We start from the raw sequence: 19,601 nt of genomic DNA, 5'->3' as shown, positions 1-19,601 counted from the left end.
CCCCTCACAGCTTCATCAGGCTGGCGTCGTCGACCGAGGCCGAGTGGCGGGAACGGAACAGGGACACGATGATCGCGAGCCCGACCACGACCTCCGCGGCGGCGACGACCATCGTGAAGAAGGCGATGATCTGGCCGTCCAGGTTTCCGTGCATCCGGGAGAACGCGACGAACGCGAGGTTGCAGGCGTTGAGCATCAGCTCGATGCACATGAAGACCACGATCGCGTTGCGCCGGATCAGCACACCGGTGGCGCCGATCGTGAACAACAGGGCCGCGAGGTACAGGTAGTTGACGGGATTCACTTCGACGCCTCCTCGGACCGCCCGGAGTCGGACCGCTCGGAGCCGGACCGCCGGGATCCGGCCGGGCCGACCGCGTTGCGCTCCAGCCGCTCCTCGGCCCGCTGCTCCAGCGCCTTCAGATCGTTCAGCGCCTCCATCGACACGTCCCGGACCTGACCCCGCTCGCGCAGCGTCTTGCTGACGGTCAGCTCGGAGGGCGTGCCGTCGGGCAGCAGGCCCGCGATGTCCACCGCGTTGTGCCGGGCGTACACACCGGGCGCCGGCAGCGGCGGCAGGTACTTGCCGTCGCGCACGCGCTGCTCGGACAGCTCGCGCTGGGTCCGGGCGCGCTCGGTGCGCTCGCGGTGGGTGAGCACCATGGCGCCGACGGCGGCCGTGATGAGCAGCGCGCCGGTGATCTCGAAGGCGAAGACGTACTTGGTGAAGATGAGGGACGCGATGCCCTCCACGTTCCCGTTCGCGTTGGCCTGGCCGAGGCCGGTGAACTCGGAGAGGGAGGCGTTGCCGATGCCGGCGATCAGCAGGATGCCGAAGCCGAGCCCGGACAGCAGGGCCAGCCAGCGCTGGCCCTTGATGGTCTCCTTCAGGGAGTCCGCCGCGGTCACGCCGACGAGCATCACCACGAACAGGAACAGCATCATGATGGCGCCGGTGTAGACGACGATCTGCACGATGCCGAGGAAGTAGGCGCCGTTGGCCAGGTAGAACACCGCCAGGACGATCATGGTCCCGGCGAGGCAGAGCGCGCTGTGCACGGCCTTCCTCATGAAGACGGTGCACAGGGCGCCGATCACCGCGACCGTGCCGAGGATCCAGAACTGGACGGCCTCTCCGGTCGAGGTGCCGGCCGAGAGAGTCGCCGCGGCGGCGAGCTGCGCGCTCATCGGCGGATCACCTCCTCCGACGCCGGCTCCGTCCCGCCGAAGGTCGAGTCGCCCTCCTGGACGACCTCCCCCTTGGAGTGGGCGACCTGCTGGACCGTGCCGGGCGCGGCCTCGGTCACCAGGCCCCGGTAGTAGTCCTGCTCGTCGGTGCCGGGGTGGATGGCGTGCGGCGAGTCGACCATGCCCTCCTCCAGGCCGGCGAGCAGCTGGTCCTTGGTGAAGATGAGGTTGGCGCGGCTGGAGTCGGCCAGCTCGAACTCGTTGGTCATCGTCAGCGCGCGCGTGGGGCACGCCTCGATGCACAGGCCGCACAGGATGCAGCGGGCGTAGTTGATCTGGTAGACGCGGCCGTACCGCTCGCCCGGCGAGTAGCGCTCCTCGTCCGTGTTGTCCGCGCCCTCCACGTAGATGGCGTCGGCGGGACAGGCCCAGGCGCACAGCTCGCAGCCGACGCACTTCTCCAGGCCGTCCGGATGGCGGTTGAGCTGGTGCCGTCCGTGGAAGCGCGGAGCGGTGGTCTTCTGCTGCTCCGGGTACTGCTCGGTCAGCCGCTTCTTGAACATGGCCTTGAAGGTCACGCCGAAGCCGGCCACCGGGTTCATGAAACCGGGGTCGGTCCCCTTCGGTTCCCCGTGTTCCGGGTTCTCCTTGTGTCCCTTGTGTTCCTCAGCCATCGGACGCCTCCTTTCCATCCGTAGATCCGCCCACAGGTCCGTCACTGTGAGTATCGGGCCCGCCACTGACAATCAGCTCCCGCTCCCGGCGGGGACGGCGCCTGGGCACCGGCGGCACCTGCTGTCCCGGCATCGGCGGGACGGGGAAGCCGCCGGCCATCGGGTCGAAGGCGGCCTCGCTCTCGGCGGGCTGTTCGGCGCCCTTCGCGCCCTTGTCCCGGTACATGTCCACGAGGAAGGACAACAGCAGCAGGACCAGGACGCCGCCGCCGACGTAGAGGGCGATGTCGGAGAAGCCGTAGTTCTCGTTCCTGAGGGCCCGCACGGTCGCGACCAGCATCAGCCAGACCAGGGAGACCGGGATGAGGACCTTCCAGCCGAGCTTCATCAACTGGTCGTAGCGGACTCGGGGAAGGGTGCCGCGCAGCCAGATGAAGAAGAACAGCAGCAGCTGGACCTTGACCACGAACCAGAGCAGCGGCCACCAGCCGTGGTTGGCGCCCTCCCAGAAGGTGCTGATCGGCCAGGGGGCCCGCCAGCCGCCGAGGAACAGCGTGGTGGCGACCGCCGAGACCGTCACCATGTTCACGTACTCGGCGAGCATGAACATCGCGAACTTGATCGACGAGTACTCGGTGTTGAAGCCGCCCACCAGGTCGCCCTCGGACTCGGGCATGTCGAACGGGGCGCGGTTGGTCTCGCCGACCATCGTCACGATGTAGAGGATGAAGGAGACCGGCAGCAGCACGATGTACCAGCGGTCGTTCTGCTGGGCGACGATCTCCGAGGTGGACATCGAGCCGGAGTACAGGAACACCGAGGCGAACGCGGCGCCCATGGCGATCTCGTAGGAGATCATCTGGGCGCAGGAGCGCAGTCCGCCGAGGAGCGGGTACGTCGATCCGGAGCTCCAGCCGGCGAGCACGATGCCGTAGATGCCGACCGAGGCGACCGCCAGGATGAACAGCATGGCGATCGGCAGGTCGGTGAGCTGCATGGCGGTGCGGTGGCCGAAGATCGAGACCTCGTTGCCGGCCGGCCCGAAGGGGATCACCGCGATCGCCATGAAGGCCGGGATGGCCGCCACGACCGGCGCGAGGACGTACACCGCCTTGTCGGCGCGCTTGACGATGACGTCTTCCTTGAGCATCAGCTTGATGCCGTCGGCGAGCGACTGGAGCATGCCCCAGGGGCCGTGCCGGTTCGGGCCGATGCGCAGCTGCATCCAGGCGACGACCTTGCGCTCCCACACGATGGAGAACAGCACGGTCACCATCAGGAAGGCGAAGCAGAACACCGCCTTGACGACGACCAGCCACCAGGGGTCCGTGCCGAACATCGAGAGGTCTTCAGCGGCGAGGTACGGGCTCATGCCTCCACCTCCTTGGGGGCGGCGTCCGCGGGCGTCGCCGGACCGATACGGACGAGGGTTCCGGGCTGCACCCCGGCGTCGGACGCGACGCCGGTGCCGGCCGAGTTCAGCGGGAGCCAGACCACCCGGTCGGGCATCTCGGTGACCTGCAACGGGAACGTGACGGCCCCGGCCGGTCCGGTCACCGCGAGGACGTCGCCGTCCTTGACGCCCGCCTCGGCGGCCGTGGCGGCCGACAGGCGCGCGCGGGCCGCGTGCCGGGTGCCGGCGAGGGCCTCGTCGCCCTGCTGGAGCAGGCCCTGGTCGAGCAGCAGCCGGTGTCCGGCCAGTACGGCCTCTCCGGCGGCCGGCCGCGGCAGCGCGCTCGCGGTCTGCAGCGGTTCACCGGCCCGCGGCCCCTCCCAGGCGCCGAGCCGGTCGATCTCCGCGCGCGTGGTGCGCAGATCGGGCAGACCGAGGTGGACGTCCATGGCGTCGGCCAGCATCTGCAGGACGCGGGCGTCGGCGGGCGCGAGGCGCCGGGTCATCTGGTCGGGCTTGAGCGCGGCCTCGAAGAAGCGCACCCTGCCCTCCCAGTTGAGGAAGGCGCCGGGCTTCTCGGCGACCGCGGCGACGGGCAGGACGACGTCGGCGCGTTCGGTGACCTCGCTGGGCCGCAGCTCCAGCGACACCACGAACCCGGCCTCGTCGAGTGCCGCACGCGCGCGCGCCGGGTCGGGCAGGTCGGCGACCTCCACGCCCGCCACCAGCAGCGCCTGCAGTTCGCCCCGGGCCGCGGCCTCGACGATCTCGCCGGTGTCGCGGCCGTAGCGGTGCGGAAGGTCGGCCAGGCCCCACAGGGCGGCGACCTCCTCCCGCGCGCGGGGGTCGGTCGCGGGGCGTCCGCCGGGCAGCAGCGACGGCAGCGCGCCGGCCTCGACGGCACCGCGCTCCCCGGCCCGGCGCGGGATCCACACCAGCCGGGCGCCGGTCGCGGCGGCGGTCCGTACGGCGGAGGTGAGCCCGCCGGCCACGGACGCGAGCCGTTCGCCGACGACGATCACGGCGCCCTCGGCGCGCAGCGCTTCGGCGGCCTGGGCGCCACCCTCCTCCAGGCCGACGCCGCCGGCCAGGGCGTCCAGCCACTCGGTCTCGGTGCCGGGAGCGGCGGGAAGCAGCGTGCCGCCCGCCTTCTCCAGGCCCCGCGTGGCGTGCGTGGCCAGCGAGAAGACCCGCTGCCCGTGCTTGCGCCAGGCCTTGCGCAGCCTCAGGAAGACGCCGGGCGCCTCCTCCTCGGCCTCGAAGCCGACCAGCAGGACGGCGGGTGCCTCCTCCAGCGACGTGTAGGTGACGCCGGTGCCTCCCTGGGACTCCGTCCGGGAGGCGCCCCCGAGATCACGGCCGCGGCCGGCGACGTGGGCGGCCAGGAAGTCGGCCTCCTCGGCGCTGTGCACGCGCGCGCGGAAGTCGATGTCGTTGGTGTCGAGCGCCACGCGCGCGAACTTGCTGTACGCGTAGGCGTCCTCGACGGTGAGCCGCCCGCCGGTCAGGACGCCGGTGCGGCCCCGGGAGGCCAGCAGGCCCTGCGCGGCGATCTGCAGCGCCTCCGGCCAGGAGGCCGGCTCCAGGTGGCCCTCCGCGTTGCGCACCAGCGGCGTGGTGAGCCGGTCGCGCTGCTGGGCGTACCGGAAGCCGAAGCGCCCCTTGTCGCAGATCCACTCCTCGTTGACCTCGGGCTCGTTGGCCGCGAGGCGCCGCATGACCTTGCCGCGCCGGTGGTCGGTGCGGGTCGCGCAGCCGCCGGAGCAGTGCTCGCACACCGACGGCGAGGAGATCAGGTCGAAGGGCCGGGAGCGGAAGCGGTACGCCGCCGAGGTGAGCGCGCCGACCGGGCAGATCTGGATGGTGTTGCCGGAGAAGTACGACTCGAAGGGGTCGCCCTCGCCGGTGCCGACCTGCTGGAGCGCGCCCCGCTCGATCAGCTCGATCATCGGGTCGCCTGCGACCTGGTTGGAGAAGCGGGTGCAGCGGGCGCACAGGACGCAGCGCTCGCGGTCGAGCAGCACCTGCGTGGAGATCGGCACGGGCTTCTCGTAGGTCCGCTTCTTGCCCTCGAAGCGGGAGTCGGCCTGCCCGTGCGACATGGCCTGGTTCTGCAGGGGGCACTCGCCGCCCTTGTCGCAGACCGGGCAGTCCAGCGGGTGGTTGATGAGCAGCAGCTCCATCACGCCGTGCTGGGCCTTCTCCGCGACGGGCGAGGTGAGCTGTGTCTTCACCACCATCCCGTCGGTGCAGGTGATGGTGCAGGACGCCATGGGCTTGCGCTGGCCCTCGACCTCGACGATGCACTGGCGGCAGGCGCCGGCCGGGTCGAGGAGGGGGTGGTCGCAGAACCGGGGGATCTCGATGCCGAGCTGCTCGGCGGCCCGGATGACCAGGGTGCCCTTGGGCACGCTGATCTCGGCACCGTCGATCGTCAGCGACACGAGGTCCTCCGGCGGGACCGCCGCCTCTCCCCCTCCCGAGGGAGCATTGGTGGTCACAGTCATGCCTTCACCTCCGTGCGGTCGGCCCAGGCCGTCGACTTGGCCGGGTCGAAGGGGCAGCCGCGGCCCGTGATGTGCTCCTCGTACTCCTCGCGGAAGTACTTGAGCGAGGAGAAGATCGGCGAGGCGGCACCGTCGCCGAGGGCGCAGAAGGACTTGCCGTTGATGTTGTCGGCGATGTCGTTCAGCTTGTCGAGGTCGGACATCTGTCCCTTGCCGGCCTCGATGTCGCGCAGCAACTGGACGAGCCAGTACGTGCCTTCGCGGCAGGGCGTGCACTTGCCGCAGGACTCGTGGGCGTAGAACTCGGTCCAGCGGGTGACGGCGCGCACGACGCAGGTCGTCTCGTCGAAGCACTGGAGCGCCTTGGTGCCGAGCATGGAACCGGCGGCGCCCACTCCTTCGTAGTCGAGGGGGACGTCGAGGTGCTCGTCGGTGAACATCGGCGTCGAGGAGCCGCCCGGAGTCCAGAACTTCAGCCGGTGACCGGGGCGCATGCCGCCGCTCATGTCGAGCAGCTGGCGCAGCGTGATGCCGAGCGGGGCCTCGTACTGGCCGGGGCCCGCGACGTGGCCGCTGAGCGAGTAGAGCGTGAAGCCCGGGGACTTCTCGCTGCCCATCGACCTGAACCAGTCCTTGCCCTTGTTCAGGATCGCGGGAACCGACGCGATGGATTCGACGTTGTTCACCACAGTCGGGCACGCGTAGAGGCCCGCGACGGCGGGGAAGGGGGGACGGAGCCGCGGTTGACCCCGGCGGCCTTCGAGCGAGTCGAGCAGTGCGGTCTCCTCACCGCAGATGTACGCGCCCGCGCCCGCGTGCACGGTGATGTCGAGGTCGAGTCCGCTGCCCAGGATGTTCTCGCCGAGGAAGCCGGCCGCGTAGGCCTCGCGCACGGCCTCGTGCAATCGCCGCAGTACCGGGACGACTTCACCACGCAGGTAGATGAAGGCGTGCGACGACCTGATGGCGTAGCACGCGATGATCATGCCCTCGATGAGGCTGTGCGGGTTCGCGAACAGGAGCGGGATGTCCTTGCAGGTCCCCGGCTCCGATTCGTCGGCGTTGACAACAAGATAGTGAGGCTTGCCGTCCCCCTGGGGAATGAACTGCCACTTCATCCCGGTCGGGAACCCGGCACCGCCGCGTCCGCGCAGACCGGACTCCTTGACGTACGCGATCAGGTCGTCCGGCGCCATGGCCAGCGCCTTGCGGAGCCCCTCGTACCCCTCGTGCCTCCGGTAGACGTCGAGAGTCCACGACTCGTCCTCGTCCCAGAAGGCCGACAGCACGGGTGCGAGCAGCTTCTCCGGGTTGCTGCCCTTGATCTCGGCTGCCACGGTCATCACTCCCCCTCCTCGGCGGTAGGCCCTGCCGGGTGGGAAGGGTCGGATGCCGATGTGTCCTGCGGCGCGTCGTGCGAGCTGAGGTGCTGCGTCGGGGACGGGTCGTGCACGGCCCGGTCCTGCGGCGCGTCGTGCGGCCCGCCGTCCCGCGGGTGCACCACGCGCGCGGCGGACGCCTCCCCCTTGGCGAGCCTGAGCCCGGCCAGGGAGGCGGGACCCGCGCTGCCGCCGGCCGCGACGGCGCCGTCCCGCTCGTCGGGGAAGCCCGCCAGGATCCGGGCGGTCTCCTTGAAGGTGCACAGCGGCGCACCGCGCGTGGGCGTCACCGGCCGTCCCGCGCGCAGGTCGTCGACGAGACGCCGGGCACTCTCGGGGGTCTGGTCGTCGAAGAACTCCCAGTTGACCATCACGACCGGCGCGAAGTCGCAGGCCGCGTTGCACTCGATGTGCTCCAGGGTGACCTTGCCGTCCTCGGTCGTCCCGCCGTTGCCGACGCCCAGGTGCTCCTGGAGGGACTCGAAGATGGCGTCGCCGCCCATCACCGCGCACAGCGTGTTGGTGCACACGCCGACCTGGTAGTCGCCGCTCGGCCCGCGCCGGTACATGGTGTAGAAGGTGGCGACCGCGGTGACCTCGGCGGTGGTGAGGCCCAGCACGTCCGCGCAGAACTGCATGCCGGTGCGCGTGACGTGTCCCTCCTCCGACTGCACGAGGTGCAGCAGCGGCAGGAGGGCGGACCGGGAGTCCGGGTAGCGCGCGACGACCTCGCGCGCGTCGGTCTCCAGCCGGGCCCGGACGTCGTCCGGGTAGGCGGGCGCGGGCAGTTCCGGCATGCCCAGGCTGACGCCCCGCTCCGAAGAAGAGGTGGTCACCGGTCGACGCCTCCCATCACGGGGTCGATGGATGCCACGGCCACGATGACGTCGGCGACCTGGCCGCCCTCGCACATCGCCGCCATGGCCTGCAGGTTGGTGAAGGACGGGTCGCGGAAGTGGACCCGGAAGGGGCGGGTGCCGCCGTCGGAGACGACGTGCACGCCGAGCTCGCCCTTCGGCGACTCGACCGCCGTGTAGGCCTGTCCCGGCGGCACCCGGAAGCCCTCGGTGACCAGCTTGAAGTGGTGGATCAGGGCCTCCATGGAGGTGCCCATGATCTTCTTGATGTGGTCGAGGGAGTTGCCGAGGCCGTCAGGGCCCAGGGCCAGCTGGGCGGGCCAGGCGATCTTCTTGTCGGCGACCATGACCGGGCCGGGCTGGAGCCGGTCCAGGCACTGCTCGACGATCCGGAGCGACTGGCGCATCTCCTCCAGCCGGATCAGGAAGCGGCCGTAGGAGTCGCAGGTGTCGGCGGTCGGGACGTCGAAGTCGTACGTCTCGTACCCGCAGTACGGCTGGGTCTTGCGCAGGTCGTGCGGGAGGCCGGTGGACCTGAGGACGGGGCCGGTGGCGCCCAGCGCCATGCAGCCGGCCAGGTCGAGGTAGCCGACGTCCTGCATGCGGGCCTTGAAGATGGGGTTCCCGGTGGCGAGCTTGTCGTACTCCGGGAGGTTCTTGTCCATCTTCTTCACGAACGCGCGGATCTGGTCCACCGCGCCCGGGGGCAGGTCCTGGGCGAGGCCGCCCGGGCGGATGTACGCGTGGTTCATCCGCAGGCCGGTGATCAGCTCGTAGATGTCGAGAATCAGTTCACGATCGCGGAAGCCGTAGATCATGATCGTGGTGGCGCCCAGCTCCATGCCGCCGGTGGCGATGGCCACCAGGTGCGAGGAGAGCCGGTTCAGCTCCATGAGCATGACGCGGATGATCGTGGCCCGGTCCGGGATCTGGTCCTCGATGCCGAGGAGCTTCTCGACGCCCAGGCAGTACGCCGCCTCGTTGAAGAACGGCGTCAGGTAGTCCATGCGCGTCACGAAGGTGGTGCCCTGCGTCCAGGTCCGGTACTCGAGGTTCTTCTCGATGCCGGTGTGCAGGTAGCCGATGCCGCAGCGGGCCTCGGTGACCGTCTCGCCGTCGATCTCCAGGATGAGGCGGAGCACGCCGTGCGTGGACGGGTGCTGCGGGCCCATGTTGACGACGATGCGCTCGTCGTCGGCGCGGGCGGCGGACTGGACGACCTCGTCCCAGTCACCGCCGGTGACCGTGTAGACGGTGCCTTCGGTCGTCTCCCTCGGGGAGGCGTGGGAAGTGCTCACGAGTACGACCTCCGCTGGTCCGGAGCCGGGATCTGGGCGCCCTTGTACTCGACGGGGATGCCGCCGAGGGGATAGTCCTTGCGCTGCGGAAAGCCCTGCCAGTCGTCCGGCATCATGATCCGCGTCAGGGCCGGGTGACCGTCGAAGACGATGCCGAAGAAGTCGTACGTCTCGCGCTCGTGCCAGTCGTTGGTCGGGTAGACGGAGAACAGCGACGGGATGTGCGGGTCGCTGTCGGGCGCGCTGACTTCGAGGCGGATCAGCCGGTTGTGGGTGATCGAGCGCAGGTGGTAGACGGCGTGCAGCTCGCGGCCCTTGTCGTGCGGGTAGTGGACACCGCTGACGCCGGTGCACAGCTCGAACCGCAGGGCCGGGTCGTCGCGCAGGGTGCGGGCCACGCGGACCAGGTGCTCGCGCTCGATGTGGAAGGTCACCTCGCCCCGGTCGACGACCGTCTTCCCGATGGCGTTCTCCGGCAGGAGCCCCTGCTCCTCCAGTGCGCCCTCCAGCTCGTCGGCGACCTCGTCGAACCAGCCGCCGTAGGGCCGGCTCGCCGGTCCGGGCAGCCGGACGGAGCGGACCAGGCCGCCGTAGCCGGAGGTGTCGCCGCCGTTGGCGGCGCCGAACATGCCGCGCTGGACGCGGATCTCCTCGCCGCCCTGGCCGCGCTGGCCGGGGAGGTTCTGCGCGGACAGGTCCTTCTCGGGGTTGGGACCGTTCGCGTCACCCGGGGTGTTGTTCGCGTCGCTCACCGCAGCAGCCCCTTCATCTCGATCGTGGGCAGGGCCTTGAGCGCCGCTTCCTCCGCCTCGCGGGCCGCTTCCTCGGCATTCACGCCGAGCTTGGAGCCCTGGATCTTCTGGTGGAGCTTGAGAATGGCGTCCATCAGCATCTCGGGCCGCGGCGGGCAGCCGGGGAGGTAGATGTCGACCGGGACGATGTGGTCGACGCCCTGGACGATGGCGTAGTTGTTGAACATGCCGCCCGAGGAGGCGCAGACCCCCATGGAGATCACCCATTTCGGGTTCGGCATCTGGTCGTAGACCTGCCGCAGCACCGGCGCCATCTTCTGGCTGACCCGGCCGGCGACGATCATCAGGTCCGCCTGCCGCGGCGATCCGCGGAAGACCTCCATGCCGAAGCGCGCCAGGTCGTAGCGGCCGGCGCCGGTGGTCATCATCTCGATGGCACAGCAGGCGAGGCCGAACGTGGCCGGGAAGACGGACGACTTGCGCACCCAGCCCGCGGCCTGCTCGACGGTGGTCAGCAGGAATCCGCTCGGCAGTTTTTCTTCGAGTCCCATGTCAAAGGCCCCTCAGTCCCATTCCAGGCCGCCGCGCCGCCATACGTACGCGTACGCGACGAAGACGGTGAGCACGAAGAGCAGCATCTCCACGAGCCCGAAAATCCCCAGGGCGTCGAAGGTGACGGCCCAGGGGTAGAGGAAGACGATCTCGATATCGAAGATGATGAAGAGCATCGCCGTCAGGTAGTACTTGATGGGGAAGCGCCCGCCGCCGGCCGGCGTGGGGGTCGGCTCGATGCCGCACTCGTAGGCTTCGAGCTTCGCCCGGTTGTACCGCTTCGGACCGATCAGCGTGGCCATCACCACGGAGAAGATCGCAAAGCCTGCCCCGAGGGCTCCCAGTACGAGGATGGGCGCATACGCGTTCACCGCTCCTCGCTCCTCTCAGTCGGCACTGACTGCTGGCGGTTGCAGTGGACTCAGAGCCGCCCCGACAGCCCCACGAGCCCCGCCCGTCCCGACGAAGATCGCGAACATGTGAAGCAGGTCACAAGCCCAACTGCCTCGCATCCTATGCCCGACGCTCTGTGATCTGCGACACGGGGTATTGCACAAGCTTTGTGATCTCCACCACCTGACGAACGATCATGAAGTCGGATGAGCGGTGATCTTCACACAGGAAGCGTTCACCTGATCACCAGAGGTGACAATTTCGCTCGTCGTCGCTGGCCAGAGGGGTGCCGCGGGGCGCGTCTCCATATCAAGATGGTTCCCTTGCATGCAAATTGGCGCCGGGCGAGCGGCCTTGATAGAGGAGGCGTTCACACGTCAGGAGGAGAGGCGGGGGCGATGTGGACACGTGCACGCGTTCACGAGCGCCGGCGGGCGATGACGGACGACGCCGGACCGCGCGCCGCGCACGCGACGGACGCACGCGCCGGGGTAACCGTTCCGTGACCTGTGCCACATTCATGAGAGGCGTCTGAGAACCGGGCTTGGCCAAGTGCCTCAACCAGTGGTAAGCGCGGGGCAATTCGGGCGTAACGATCAAAGACCGTGATCACAGGCTAGTTACGGCCAGTCCGCAATGTCCGTTACGGCGTCAATAAAGAGCGACACGCCCGGGATTCGACGGCTCGATTGAACAACTGTGGCGCAGCCCACGTTTCTTGAAGGTATGGAGGAGCTACTGATACCGGTTGTCCCTATGTCCCACACCGCTCACATACGCAGCCACCGGAAGCCCCGCCGCAACGCGTCGACGATCGCGATGCGGGCCGGAGTTGCCGGTGGCGTCCTCAGCACCCTGGCAGTGGCCGGTGCGTCGGGGTCGGCCCACGCGGCCGAACCGGTGACGCAGACCCTCGAACTGCCCACCCTGACGGCCGACCTGGCCGCTCAGGTCGCCCAGTCCGCGGACGTCACGCAGCAGGCGGCCGCGAGCTACCAGCTGCAGGCCGAGCGTGACGCGGCGGCCGCGAAGGCCGCCAAGCAGGCCAAGGCGGATCTCGCCGAGGCGAAGAAGAAGGCCGCGGAAGCCAAGAAGAAGGCCGAGGAGGCCGCGCGCAAGGAGGCCGCCGAGCGCGCCGCGCGCAGCGCCGAGCGCACCACCCTGAGCGCCTCCGCGGACACCGGCCCCTCCACCGCCACGGGCGGCAGCAGCACCGGCTCGTCCACCGCCACCGGTTCGGCCGCCGCCGTCGTCTCCTTCGTGCAGGCCCAGGTCGGCAAGGCGTACGTCTCCGGCGCCACCGGCCCGTCCGCGTACGACTGCTCCGGTCTCGTGCAGGCCGCCTTCAAGCAGGTCGGCATCAGCCTGCCCCGCGTCTCCCAGGCCCAGTCGACGGCCGGCACCCAGGTCGGGCTGGACAGCCTCCAGCCGGGCGACATCCTGTACTGGGGCGGTGCGGGCAGCGCGTACCACGTGGGCGTCTACGTGGGCGGCGGCATGTTCGTCGGCGCGCAGAACTCCTCCACCGGTGTCGTCGAGAAGCCGCTGTCGTACGACCCGCCGAGCGGCGCGGTGCGCGTTCTGTAGGACGCGAGCACATCCCGGCGAAGGGCCGCAGCCGCTCGGGGGCTGCGGCCCTTCGGCCTGTCCTGGCATGCTCGGCGCGGGCCGGGTCCCACCGGCCCGTCCACGAGCCGGAGGAGAGAACGTCATGCCGAGTGTGTTCGTCCAGGGGCGGCCCACCGCCTCCTACCCCCCGTTCGCGCCCGAGGCCCGGCGCGGATCGGTGCGCCGCGTCACCGAGGCCGGCGAGGGGGTGCTGCACCGGCCGTGCCGGGACGTCACGGAGTTCGGGCCCGACCTCGCCGCGCTCATCGACGACATGTTCCGCACCATGTACGTCGCGGAGGGGGCGGGGCTGGCCGCCAATCAGGTCGGGGTCGACCTGCGGCTGTTCGTCTACGACTGCCCGGACGACGACGGTGTCCGACATGTCGGGCACGTCGTCAATCCGGTGCTGGAAGCCCTCCCCCCGGCCGCCCGGCGACTGCTGGACGAGGGCGAGGGGTGCCTGTCGGTGCCGGGCGCCGTCATGGCCGTACCGCGGCCCGACCGGGCTGTCGTGCGGGGCCTGGACAAGGACGGCGCGCCGCTCCGCGTCGAGGGGACCGGCTACTTCGCGCGGTGCCTCGCCCACGAGACCGACCACGTGAACGGACGGGTCTACCTGGACCGGCTCTCCGGCCGGGAACGCAAGGCGGCGCTGCGGCAGTCGGCGGACCGGCGCGAGGAGGTCCTCGCGCGCCGCTCCGCCAACGCGGCGGCCTTCATCGCCTGAACGGCCCGGCGGCCCGGCCGGCCCGGCGGGCCCGGCGGTCGGCCGGTCCGTGGGGCCAGGCCGTGACGTGCCGGGCCGTGAGGCCGGGTCGTGGGGCCGGGCCGGCCGGGCGGGCTCAGGAGGCTCAGGCCTTCGGCGCGACCTTGCTCAGTCCGTTGATGATGCGGTCCATCGCGTCGCCGCCCGTCGGGTCCGTCAGGTTGGCGAGCATCTTGAGGGTGAACTTCATCAGGACCGGGTGGGTCAGGCCGCGCTGGGTCGCGATCTGCATGACCTTCGGGTTGCCGATGAGCTTCACGAAGGCGCGGCCCAGCGTGTAGTAGCCGCCGTAGGTGTCCTTGAGGACCCGCGGGTAGCGCTGGAGGGCGATCTCGCGCTGGCTCGGCGTGGCCCGGGCGTGGGCCTGGACGACGACGTCGGCGGCGATCTGGCCGGACTCCATGGCGTAGGCGATGCCCTCGCCGTTGAAGGGGTTCACCAGGCCGCCGGCGTCGCCGACGAGGAGCAGGCCCTTGGTGTAGTGGGGCTGGCGGTTGAAGGCCATGGGGAGGGCGGCGCCGCGGATCGGGCCGGTCATGTTGTCCGGGGTGTAGCCCCAGTCCTCGGGCATGGACGCGCACCAAGCCTTGAGGATCTCGCGCCAGTCCAGCTCCTTGAAGGCGGCGGAGGTGTTGAGGACGCCGAGGCCGACGTTCGAGGTGCCGTCGCCCATGCCGAAGATCCAGCCGTAGCCCGGCAGCAGCCGGTCCTGCGCACCGCGCCGGTCCCACAGCTCCAGCCAGGACTCCAGGTAGTCGTCGTCGTGGCGGGGCGAGGTGAAGTACGTGCGCACGGCGACGCCCATCGGGCGGTCCTCGCGGCGGTGCAGGCCCATCGCCAGGGACAGCCGCGTGGAGTTGCCGTCGGCGGCCACGACCAGCGGCGCGTGGAAGGTGACCTCGCGCTTGTCCTCGCCCAGCTTGGCGTGCACGCCGGTGATCCGGCCGGTGCGGTCGTCGACGATCGGGGCACCGACGTTGCAGCGTTCGTACAGGCGGGCGCCGGCCTTCTGGGCCTGCCGGGCGAGCTGCTCGTCGAAGTCGTCGCGCTTGCGGACGAGTCCGTAGTCGGGGAAGGAGGCCAGATCCGGCCAGTCCAGCTGGAGGCGGGAGCCGCCGCCGATGATGCGCAGCCCCTTGTTGCGCAGCCAGCCGGCCTCCTCGGAGATGTCGATGCCCATGGCGACGAGCTGCTTGACCGCGCGCGGGGTGAGGCCGTCGCCGCAGACCTTCTCCCTGGGGAACGCGGTCTTCTCGAGCAGCAGGACGTCGAGGCCCGACTTGGCCAGGTGGTACGCGGTCGTGGAGCCGGCCGGCCCCGCGCCCACGACGATGACGTCGGCGGTGTTCTCGGAGAGCGGCTCAGTCTCGACGGTCACGGCGGGATCTCCCCAAGTTCGGAATCTGCGTGCCGACCGGCACTGGTCATGGGCAGTCTATTCAGCGTCACCGACCACCCGGCTGAAGGGCTGCCCAGTGAAGCGACCTCTCCCCGCCGTGACGTTGCGCGTCCCCACCGACGAGGACGCCGTCGCCTGGCACCGGATCTTCGACGACCCGGACGTCATGGAGTTCCACGGCGGCAGGGCCGCGGAACTGTCCGTCTACGAGGAGCTGACCGCCCGCCAGCGCCGGCACGACGCGGAGCGCGGCTTCTGCCTGTGGACCATGGTGGACGAGTCCGGCCAGGTCATCGGGTTCACCGGCGCCCAGCCGTGGCCCGGGGAGTGGGGCCCCAAGGGCGAGATCGAGATCGGCTGGCGGCTCGGGCGGGCGCACTGGGGCAAGGGCTACGTCACGGCGGCGGCCCGGCAGACATTGCAGCGGGTGGGCGCCACGGGGGTGACCGGGGTGGTCGCGATGGTCAACGCGCGCAACGCCCGTTCCATCGCGGTCACCGAGCGGCTGGGCATGCGGCTCGCCGAGGTGTTCACGATCCCGTCCTCGGAGCAGCGGGGGCACTGCTACCGCCTCTCCCTGGACAGCGGCGACCTCGACGCCTGACCGCCGGTTCCCCGGCTCCGCCGGCACCCCGGTCCGGGCCGGGGTGCCGGCGGAGCCGGGGAACCGGCCGTGCTGAGCGCGTCGCGCTCAGACCGCCTTGAACCCGCGGTGCAGCGTCACCACGCCGCCCGTCAGGTTGCGCCACGCGACCCTGGTCCAGCCGGCCTTGCCCAGCCGCTCGGCGAGCGCCGGCTGGTCGGGCCAGGCCCGGATGGACTCCGCGAGGTAGACGTACGCGTCGGGGTTGGACGACATCGCGCGGGCGACCGGCGGCAGGGCGCGCATCAGGTACTCGGTGTAGACGGTGCGGAACGGCGCCCAGGTCGGGTGCGAGAACTCGCAGATGACGACCCGGCCGCCGGGCCGCGTCACCCGGTACATCTCGCGCAGCGCGGCGTCCGTGTCCTGCACGTTGCGCAGCCCGAAGGAGATGGTGACGGCGTCGAAGACGCCGTCCTTGAACGGCAGCCGGGTGGCGTCGCCCGCGGTGAACGGCAGCCACGAGTGCCGCTCCTTGCCGACCTTGAGCATGCCCTGGGAGAAGTCGCAGGGCACGACGTAGGCGCCGGTGCGGGCGAAGGGCAGGGAGGAGGTCGCCGTGCCGGCCGCCAGGTCCAGGACCTTCTGCGCCGGGCGGGCGTCGACGGCCTGCGCGACCGCCTTGCGCCACGCCCGGTCCTGGCCGAGCGAGAGCACGGCGTTCGTCAGGTCGTACCGTTCCGCGACGTGGTCGAACATCGAGGCGACTTCGTGCGGCTGCTTGTTCAGGGAAGCGCGGGTCACGGGCCCATTGTTGCAGCACCTCCCCCGCTCACCGCCGACGGGCTCACGGCAGCAGACGCGGCCGCTTCCGCGCGGCGACGTCCTCCACCCATCCGAACAGCAGCACGAAGAGCGCGATCAGCACCCACCCCACCACCAGCAGGAACCACTGGCTCTCCAGCGGCAGGTACGCCTCGAAGGCGGGCACGTCCCAGAGCCGGTCGATCAGCGGCACGGCCAGCACGAGGGCCAGCTCGTGCCAGAGGTAGATCGTCACCGCGCGGGCGTTGAACACGCTCACCAGCCGGTCCAGCCGCCGCGGCCGGACCGGTCCCCGGAGGCCGGACCCGAGCCGCGCCTTGGCGTACATCAGCGGCGTCACGAAGCCGGCCGACCAGAAGGCCTGCGCGAGCGGGATGTCGTCGAGGTCGTAGGTGCCGTACTCGCCCCGGTGCGCGAAGGCGTACCAGGCGCCGCAGACAAGGGCGGCGAGCGACAGGACGACGACCGGGACCGGCCTGAGCCGCCCCAGCACGCCGTCGCGGTGCGCGAAGCCGAGGACCCAGCAGAAGAGGTACGTCGCCAGGTCGAGCAGGCCGGTGCCGAAGCGGTCGTCCGGCGGTTGCCGGAGGAACTGGAACACGACGATCGGCGCGAGGGACAGCAGCAGCACCGGCACGGGCGCACGCCGGAAGAGCCGCAGCAGCAGCGGGGAGAGCAGGACGAACCACAGGTACGTCCGCAGGTACCAGAGGATCTCCCAGGCCTGCTCGCCCCACGCACTGCCCGGCGGGTCGCCGAGCGGCACCACCCAGTAGACGATCTGCCACCCCGGCATCCAGCCGCGCGCCAGCATCGCGCCCACCACGAACACGCCCCAGCACCAGAACGGCGGCAGCAGACGGCGCAGCCGGCTCCGGACCACCGTCGCCGCGGGACGCTGCAGCGAGCGGGCCATCAGGGTGCCGGCCAGGCCGAACATGACCCCCATGGACGGGAAGAGCAGCCCGGCCCAGGGCCAGCCGAAGGCGTGGTAGGCGACGACCCGGACCAGCGCCAGGGCGCGCAGGGTGTCGAAGTACCGGTCCCGGCCCGGCGCCGGGGAGCCCCCGTCCGCGGGAGCGGTACGCGGGGCACCCTTGCGGTGCGCGCCCATCAGCCGGCCCCCGTGGTCCCCGCCGGGGTGCCGACCTCGCCCGTCCGCTTCAGCTTCTGCCAGCGCAGCCGCCCGCCGGTCAGGGCGGTGACGCAGGAGTGGATGAGGACGAGGTACATCATCTGCCGGTACGCCAGCTGCTGGAGCGGCATCATCAGCAGGTACCGGTACTTCTCCCGGTCGAGCCGGAAGGCGTACGCCGCGCACACCAGCTGCACGCCCAGCACCGCGAGCCACGCGAGGAGCGCCGCGCGGAGGTCGACGAAGAGCATCGAGTAGACGGTGAACACGTCGATGAGCGGGGCGAAGACGGGCGTGACCACCTGGAAGAGCACGACCAGCGGCATGCCGACGCGCCCGAAGCGGCCCGAGGGCCCCCGGTCCGTCAGGGACCGGCGGTGCTTCCACAGCGCCTGCATCGTGCCGTACGACCAGCGGTAGCGCTGGGACCAGAGCTGGCCCAGCGACCCGGGCGCCTCCGTCCAGGCGCGGGCGTGCTCCTCGTAGACCACCCGCCATCCCGCGCGGTGCAGGGCGATGGTGATGTCGGTGTCCTCGGCGAGGGTGTCGTCGCTCATGCCGCCGGCCTGGAGGACCGCCTCGCGCCGGAAGGCGCCGATCGCGCCGGGGATGGTCGGCATGCAGCGCAGCAGGTCGTACATGCGCCGGTCGAGGTTGAAGCCCATCACGTACTCGATGTGCTGCCAGGCACCGATGAGGGTCCGCCGGTTGCCGACCTTGGCGTTGCCGGCGACCGCGCCGACGGCGGGGTCGGCGAAGGGCTGCACCAGGTTCCGCACGGTGTCCGGCTCGAAGACGGTGTCGCCGTCCATCATCACGATGATGTCGCAACGGGCTTGCCGGACGCCGTTGCTGAGGGCGGCGGGCTTGCCCGCGTTGGCCTGCCGCACGACGCGGACGCCCGGCAGTCCCAGGGACTCGGCGATCTCCGCCGTACCGTCGGTGGAGCCGTCGTCCACGACGATGATCTCGATCGGGTGGGTGCTGCCCGCCAGTGACCGCAGCGTCGCCTCGATGCACTCCTTCTCGTTGTACGCCGGGACGATCACGCTCACCGGCCCGGTGACGGGCGGGCCCCAGCTGAAGCGGCGTCGGTTGCGTTGTCTGTGGTGGCGGCGGGCGAGGACCAGCATCATCGCGAACCGGCCCAGGACGGCCACGCCCACGACCACGAGTCCGGCCGACAGCGCCGGCACCGTCCATTCGGCGACGGCGACGGCCGCGATCAGCGCCTTGCCCTCGTAGAGGGTGGCACCGGTGGCCGCGTGGTGGGCGGCCTGGAGCCCGCCGCCACCGCCACTGCCGCCGCCACTGCCACTGCCACTGCCGCCCGGTTGCCGTGTCTGCTGTGGCTGTTGCGTCTGCTGTGTCTGCTGTGTCTGCTGCTCGGTCATGACACCGCTGACGGTGGTGAAGGTGTAGCCCGCCGCCTTCATCTTCTCGATGTACTTCGGCAGCGCCTCGATCGTCTGCGACCGCTCGCCACCGGCGTCGTGGAAGAGGACGGACGCGCCCTCGTCGTCCTCCGGCGTGGCCCACTCGACGATCTTCGAGACGCCGGGCCGTTTCCAGTCGTCGCTGTCGGTGTCGACGAAGACGCTGGTGTAGCCGTCCTCACCGAGGCTTTGGTAGACGGGCCAGCTGTAGTTGTCGATGGCGTCCGTCTGCGAGGAGTAGGGCGCCCGGAACAGCGTGGTGGTGATGCCGGCCGCGCCCGCCAGGGCGAGCTGGGTCTGCTCGATCTCGCGGGTGACGCGGGCCCGGCTCTGGTAGGAGAGGTCGACGTGGGTGAAGGTGTGGACGCCCACCTCGTTGCCCTGTTCGACCATGTCCCGCACGATGCCGGGGTGGCGCGAGACCATCGAGCCGACCAGGAAGAACGTGCCGGGCACGTCGTACTTCTCGAGGATCTCCAGCACCCGCGGTGTCCAGGTGGGGTCCGGGCCGTCGTCGAAGGTCAGCACGATCGTCCTGTCGGGGACGGAGACGGTGGTGGCCTGCCCGCCCGGGAAGGACAGGATCGGGCCGCCGTCCAGCACGTCGTCGGGGACGTCGCTCGCCGAGGCGCCGGTGCGGACCCGCTCGTCGCCGCCGACCTCCGCGCGCAGGTAGCCGTCGAGGAGCAGCACGCAGGTCAGCGCGAGCAGGAGCAGCAGCGCGAGGAGGACACGGGGGCGTTGCAGGGCGGCGGCCCGGCCGGCGGCCCGTGCCATGCGGGTGGGGGCGCGGCGGCGTCCCCGGGCGGGCGGGACGGGGGGTGGGGTGGGGGTGGTCATGGGGTGGGGGCGT

Annotated in this window: 18 protein-coding genes; 3 read left to right on the top strand and 15 right to left on the bottom strand. The window is 70.8% G+C overall.

The features are described 5' to 3' along the window. Positions 1 to 4 precede the first annotated feature (4 nt). The 11 genes from nuoK to ACIBCJ_RS25680 are packed head-to-tail and all read right to left on the bottom strand — an operon-like array spanning position 5 to position 10,971. Positions 5 to 304, bottom strand: coding sequence for an NADH-quinone oxidoreductase subunit NuoK (gene nuoK, locus ACIBCJ_RS25730; RefSeq protein ID WP_003974374.1), 300 nt, complete (start codon positions 302 to 304; stop codon positions 5 to 7). Next, positions 301 to 1,188 carry an NADH-quinone oxidoreductase subunit J gene (locus ACIBCJ_RS25725; RefSeq protein ID WP_362100518.1) on the bottom strand — a complete coding sequence of 296 codons (888 nt, stop codon included), beginning with the start codon at positions 1,186 to 1,188 and terminating at the stop codon, positions 301 to 303. Before ACIBCJ_RS25725 ends, nuoK begins: the two co-directional genes overlap by 4 nt. Next, on the bottom strand, positions 1,185 to 1,862 hold the full coding sequence (nuoI, locus tag ACIBCJ_RS25720) for an NADH-quinone oxidoreductase subunit NuoI (protein ID WP_362100515.1): 678 nt from the start codon (positions 1,860 to 1,862) through the stop codon (positions 1,185 to 1,187). Before nuoI ends, ACIBCJ_RS25725 begins: the two co-directional genes overlap by 4 nt. Next, entirely contained in the window at positions 1,855 to 3,234 is a 1,380-nt protein-coding gene (gene nuoH / locus ACIBCJ_RS25715; protein ID WP_362511926.1) for an NADH-quinone oxidoreductase subunit NuoH, read from the bottom strand. The genes nuoI and nuoH overlap by 8 nt, the downstream gene beginning before the upstream one ends. Beyond that, positions 3,231 to 5,762: an NADH-quinone oxidoreductase subunit G gene (locus ACIBCJ_RS25710; RefSeq protein WP_365980388.1), complete on the bottom strand. Its 2,532-nt coding sequence runs from the start codon at positions 5,760 to 5,762 to the stop codon at positions 3,231 to 3,233. Before ACIBCJ_RS25710 ends, nuoH begins: the two co-directional genes overlap by 4 nt. After that, positions 5,759 to 7,108, bottom strand: coding sequence for an NADH-quinone oxidoreductase subunit NuoF (nuoF, locus tag ACIBCJ_RS25705; protein WP_362511920.1), 1,350 nt, complete (start codon positions 7,106 to 7,108; stop codon positions 5,759 to 5,761). The genes ACIBCJ_RS25710 and nuoF overlap by 4 nt, the downstream gene beginning before the upstream one ends. Further along, positions 7,105 to 7,977 (bottom strand): NADH-quinone oxidoreductase subunit NuoE, encoded by an 873-nt coding sequence (gene nuoE, locus ACIBCJ_RS25700; protein WP_362100502.1) that lies wholly within the window; start codon positions 7,975 to 7,977, stop codon positions 7,105 to 7,107. Before nuoE ends, nuoF begins: the two co-directional genes overlap by 4 nt. Then, positions 7,974 to 9,296 (bottom strand): NADH-quinone oxidoreductase subunit D, encoded by a 1,323-nt coding sequence (locus ACIBCJ_RS25695; RefSeq protein WP_362100499.1) that lies wholly within the window; start codon positions 9,294 to 9,296, stop codon positions 7,974 to 7,976. Before ACIBCJ_RS25695 ends, nuoE begins: the two co-directional genes overlap by 4 nt. Further along, positions 9,293 to 10,048, bottom strand: a complete 756-nt coding sequence (locus ACIBCJ_RS25690) for an NADH-quinone oxidoreductase subunit C (protein WP_362100496.1) — start codon at positions 10,046 to 10,048, stop codon at positions 9,293 to 9,295. The genes ACIBCJ_RS25695 and ACIBCJ_RS25690 overlap by 4 nt, the downstream gene beginning before the upstream one ends. Further along, the gene (locus ACIBCJ_RS25685; RefSeq protein ID WP_005313804.1) at positions 10,045 to 10,599 is read right to left on the bottom strand and encodes an NADH-quinone oxidoreductase subunit B family protein; all 555 of its coding nucleotides are present in this window, start codon (positions 10,597 to 10,599) and stop codon (positions 10,045 to 10,047) included. Before ACIBCJ_RS25685 ends, ACIBCJ_RS25690 begins: the two co-directional genes overlap by 4 nt. Before the next feature lie 12 nt (positions 10,600 to 10,611). After that, positions 10,612 to 10,971, bottom strand: a complete 360-nt coding sequence (locus ACIBCJ_RS25680; protein WP_003974383.1) for an NADH-quinone oxidoreductase subunit A — start codon at positions 10,969 to 10,971, stop codon at positions 10,612 to 10,614. Between the two features lie 778 nt (positions 10,972 to 11,749). On the opposite strand from ACIBCJ_RS25680, the gene ACIBCJ_RS25675 reads away from it, so the two are divergent. Together ACIBCJ_RS25675 and def are read left to right on the top strand one after the other, a co-directional pair. Next, a complete protein-coding gene (locus ACIBCJ_RS25675) occupies positions 11,750 to 12,580 on the top strand; it encodes a C40 family peptidase (protein WP_365980387.1) in 831 nt (276 codons plus the stop codon). A 124-nt stretch (positions 12,581 to 12,704) separates the two neighbouring features. After that, positions 12,705 to 13,331 (top strand): peptide deformylase, encoded by a 627-nt coding sequence (gene def / locus ACIBCJ_RS25670; protein WP_365980386.1) that lies wholly within the window; start codon positions 12,705 to 12,707, stop codon positions 13,329 to 13,331. A gap of 124 nt (positions 13,332 to 13,455) precedes the next feature. Here the strand turns inward: def and ACIBCJ_RS25665 are convergent, their stop codons facing one another. After that, positions 13,456 to 14,748 carry a geranylgeranyl reductase family protein gene (locus ACIBCJ_RS25665; RefSeq protein WP_362100485.1) on the bottom strand — a complete coding sequence of 431 codons (1,293 nt, stop codon included), beginning with the start codon at positions 14,746 to 14,748 and terminating at the stop codon, positions 13,456 to 13,458. 97 nt (positions 14,749 to 14,845) lie between these two features. Between ACIBCJ_RS25665 and ACIBCJ_RS25660 the strand changes: the two genes are divergently transcribed. Then, on the top strand, positions 14,846 to 15,373 hold the full coding sequence (locus ACIBCJ_RS25660) for a GNAT family N-acetyltransferase (RefSeq protein ID WP_362511911.1): 528 nt from the start codon (positions 14,846 to 14,848) through the stop codon (positions 15,371 to 15,373). Between the two features lie 87 nt (positions 15,374 to 15,460). On the opposite strand, the gene ACIBCJ_RS25655 is transcribed toward ACIBCJ_RS25660, so the two are convergent. The 3 genes from ACIBCJ_RS25655 to ACIBCJ_RS25645 are packed head-to-tail and all read right to left on the bottom strand — an operon-like array spanning position 15,461 to position 19,588. Then, positions 15,461 to 16,156, bottom strand: coding sequence for a demethylmenaquinone methyltransferase (locus tag ACIBCJ_RS25655; RefSeq protein WP_365980385.1), 696 nt, complete (start codon positions 16,154 to 16,156; stop codon positions 15,461 to 15,463). A gap of 43 nt (positions 16,157 to 16,199) precedes the next feature. After that, on the bottom strand, positions 16,200 to 17,291 hold the full coding sequence (locus ACIBCJ_RS25650) for an acyltransferase (protein WP_365980384.1): 1,092 nt from the start codon (positions 17,289 to 17,291) through the stop codon (positions 16,200 to 16,202). Then, positions 17,291 to 19,588, bottom strand: a complete 2,298-nt coding sequence (locus tag ACIBCJ_RS25645) for a glycosyltransferase (protein ID WP_365980383.1) — start codon at positions 19,586 to 19,588, stop codon at positions 17,291 to 17,293. Before ACIBCJ_RS25645 ends, ACIBCJ_RS25650 begins: the two co-directional genes overlap by 1 nt. Positions 19,589 to 19,601 lie beyond the last annotated feature (13 nt).

Origin of the sequence: Streptomyces sp. NPDC051136, assembly GCF_044455745.1 — a bacterium.
Lineage (GTDB): Bacteria > Actinomycetota > Actinomycetes > Streptomycetales > Streptomycetaceae > Streptomyces.
This window is presented reverse-complemented; position numbering and strand designations above follow the sequence as displayed.

What these genes read in the sequence shown, in the direction of transcription:
- ACIBCJ_RS25725 (WP_362100518.1), bottom strand. Translation starts at nt 1,188, where the DNA reads ATGAGCGCGCAGCTCGCCGCCGCGGCGACTCTCTCGGCCGGCACCTCG.
- nuoI (WP_362100515.1), bottom strand. Translation starts at nt 1,862, where the DNA reads ATGGCTGAGGAACACAAGGGACACAAGGAGAACCCGGAACACGGGGAA.
- nuoH (WP_362511926.1), bottom strand. Translation starts at nt 3,234, where the DNA reads ATGAGCCCGTACCTCGCCGCTGAAGACCTCTCGATGTTCGGCACGGAC.
- ACIBCJ_RS25710 (WP_365980388.1), bottom strand. Translation starts at nt 5,762, where the DNA reads ATGACTGTGACCACCAATGCTCCCTCGGGAGGGGGAGAGGCGGCGGTC.
- ACIBCJ_RS25685 (WP_005313804.1), bottom strand. Translation starts at nt 10,599, where the DNA reads ATGGGACTCGAAGAAAAACTGCCGAGCGGATTCCTGCTGACCACCGTC.
- ACIBCJ_RS25675 (WP_365980387.1), top strand. Translation starts at nt 11,750, where the DNA reads ATGTCCCACACCGCTCACATACGCAGCCACCGGAAGCCCCGCCGCAAC.
- def (WP_365980386.1), top strand. Translation starts at nt 12,705, where the DNA reads ATGCCGAGTGTGTTCGTCCAGGGGCGGCCCACCGCCTCCTACCCCCCG.
- ACIBCJ_RS25650 (WP_365980384.1), bottom strand. Translation starts at nt 17,291, where the DNA reads ATGGGCGCGCACCGCAAGGGTGCCCCGCGTACCGCTCCCGCGGACGGG.
- ACIBCJ_RS25645 (WP_365980383.1), bottom strand. Translation starts at nt 19,588, where the DNA reads ATGACCACCCCCACCCCACCCCCCGTCCCGCCCGCCCGGGGACGCCGC.